Source organism: Carnobacterium sp. (genome assembly GCF_032094055.1).
GTDB lineage: Bacteria > Bacillota > Bacilli > Lactobacillales > Carnobacteriaceae > Carnobacterium_A.
The window spans coordinates 1638-4436 of the sequence record NZ_DAMDAK010000035.1; the positions used below are offsets into that span (position 1 = coordinate 1638).

Consider the following 2799-nt stretch of genomic DNA (forward strand, 5'->3'; position numbering starts at 1 on the left):
ACCTGCCCCTTCAGAAGAATCTTCATTGACTGTGCTTGATTCCATGATCGACTCCTCAGAAGAAACTTCTGATTGAGTTTCAGAAGAGCTAGATTCTTTTACAGCCATACTTTCACTTGATACTGCTGTCTTTTCAGAGGCAGCTGAGCTGTCATTTGAATCATTTCCCTTGTTCCCTACCATATCACATCCAGCCATTAAAAATGCCGCTCCTATAATTACCATCCACTTTTTCATATTCTGCTCCTCCTTTTTAATTACCTTACCCGCTTACCCTCATGTCATTCCTTCTTTTTAATTTACTTTTTCATAATGAAAATTTTCTATACTTGTTTGGATATTTTTTTCCGTAATGGATAAAAATAATTCTTCCTTACCTGGTGGGACTTCCATAGTCATTGGGATAACCGTAAAAGGTTCAAAGGTGCCAAAGTCTTCTGAGGATATACGGTACTGTTCACGGTCCCAGACCTTTTCTCCATTTTTATTTCCGTAATTAAATATAAAACTTAAATTTTCCATCGTGGTGTTTGTTCTATTAATAATAAAAAAATAAGCTAATAATTGATCCTCTGATTTTTCATTTAATTGAGAGTAGAGAACCGTCACATCATTTTCAAACCCCATAGATGGATTTTCATCCACTAATTGTTTGAGATTAGCCATTAATTTATTGTTTTCAATAGTTTGGCCTTTATCACTATTTTGTTTAGGTATCTTAAAAGTTAATTCATCTTCAGAAGTGGCCGGTTCTTTTCCTGAAGAATCTGTATCATTATCAGCTGTATCGTAATTGAAAGTATCTATCTTTTCGATTACTTGTGTAGCATCAATTTCCTTGAACGCCATTTCGTTTTCAGGTTCAATTGGAAAGTACATCGGCATAACGGTATTGGGCTCTAATGTTCCAAATTTTTCTTCTGACAAAGCAAAAGCTTTCTGGTTAAAAATGAGTTGCCTGTCGATTCCTCCGAATGTATAAGTAAATTTCATATTTTTCAAAGATTTATCCGTTCGATTAACAATGAAAAAAATACCAGCTAAATTTGAAGTCTCTCCAAACGTCTGACCAGAATATACAATTGTTATATCGTCTTCAAATCCCATATCTTGATTTTCATCTATAATTTTTTGTAGCTTTGCCAAGGTTTCATCATTTTCAATAGTTAACCCTTTATCTGTTTCATCATTTTGTGGAACAAATGTAATTGGCTCTTTTTCTTGTTTATTTTCAGCTTTAGTTGTTACACTAGAAGCAGTAGACTGTTTTGAATTAGATTCACTTTTCGTTAACACAACAGAAGTACTTTTTTCTTCGCTTTTTTTATCACTATTATTGCCTATATAATCACAACCTGCCAATAGCACTATCGCTATTCATAAAACCAAAACCACCTTTTTCATTTTTCTCTACCTCCTTTTCGCTAAAGCTTAATGTGGGTAGGGTTGTGTTCACTTATTTAAATGGTCAACTAATTCGTTATTTTCCATGTTTTTTCCTTAAGCCTAGGAAAACAAATAAATTTATAATAATAGCCACCTTTCTTTTGAATTTCCGCTAAGTTAAAAATGATTACAAAAGGGATTTTTCACAGATGTTTTTAATTACAACTTTATTGTACCTTAATTTTTTGTTTATACAAAACGTTATACTCTACCTAAAATTACAACATTCTTTTAATTTCACTTTAAAAGCTTATATTATCAGCTTTTAATCCGTTAACAAATAACATAATTCGTCCTGCAGCTATTTTTATGCAGGCAAACACCAGTTTTTTAGTGATAGTTTTATTCATTAAAACTTCATAAAAATCAATAGGGTCACCCTTTTTCAATTTATCAGACTTAAGAATAATGATGAACCCATCCGATATTATTCTACTTTTTTACCTGCCGTTATTGAAAATACGGTAAAAAAACAAGGCTCTAAAAATCAGAGCCTTGTTTTTTGATTAGAACATTATTTTCTACGGAGAGTAAGGGATTTGAACCCTTGCACGAATTGATCGCCTAACGGTTTTCGAGACCGTCCCCTTCAGCCGGACTTGGGTAACTCTCCAATTCAACCTTTTTTATTATAATACGAAATATAATGAAAAACAATCGCCTTTAACTAAATGCGTTGTTTTGTAATTAGAAAACTAACCTCAAAAAATCAGGATGGAACTTTTCTCCATCCTGACGGTTTTCGATTCTTTTTATTTTCTTTTTTCTTCTTTCACTGTTTGTTCAGGTATGTCACCCGGCTCTTTTATTTCAGGAGCTGTTGGATGGTCGATAGGATCTTTGCTGATATCTGGGATAGTCGGCTCTTCAAAAGGCTTATTATCTACTTTTGGTGCTTCAGGTTGATCAATCGGGTCTTTCCCAGGTTGTTTAATTTCCGGCTCATCAGGACCAGTTGGGTTGACGCCAAAACCAGGAGCGGTTATTTCTTCAGAAAAATTAATCGTATCAAAATCATCAGGTTGCTGATTTTTTTCTTGTTTATCTTTCATGAAAATTCCTCCATCCTCATTTTTATCCATTCTTCCAATGACGGTACTCTTTCTAAAAATAGTGTAGCAAAAATAGGAAAGAGAACCAAAACATATGCTTTTTTACGATTCTTTAGTTACTTTTGAGAAAAGTGAACTGTTGAAAAAAAATTACAACAGTTCGCTTTCTTATTATTAAAATTCGCTTTTGTCTAATTGATCGCCTTCATATTCTTCATCGTACTCTTCATTAGCAGCGTTTAAAGACTCCTCATTTAATTGAGACGGTCCATCCGTTAAGTCACGGTAAAAAACTTGAGTA

Annotated in this window: 2 protein-coding genes, 1 tRNA gene and 1 pseudogene; all 4 read right to left on the reverse strand. The window is 33.4% G+C overall.

What is annotated here, in order from left to right:
• A pseudogene (locus tag RT405_RS06950) lies at nucleotides 1–237 on the reverse strand (hypothetical protein); the annotation flags it as partial.
• Between the two features lie 57 nt (nucleotides 238–294).
• Nucleotides 295–1362: a hypothetical protein gene (locus RT405_RS06955; RefSeq protein WP_313468690.1), complete on the reverse strand. Its 1068-nt coding sequence runs from the start codon at nucleotides 1360–1362 to the stop codon at nucleotides 295–297.
• Between the two features lie 608 nt (nucleotides 1363–1970).
• Nucleotides 1971–2059, reverse strand: a tRNA-Ser gene (locus RT405_RS06960).
• Between the two features lie 139 nt (nucleotides 2060–2198).
• On the reverse strand, nucleotides 2199–2498 hold the full coding sequence (locus RT405_RS06965) for a hypothetical protein (RefSeq protein WP_313468692.1): 300 nt from the start codon (nucleotides 2496–2498) through the stop codon (nucleotides 2199–2201).
• Between the last annotated feature and the right edge of the window lie 301 nt (nucleotides 2499–2799).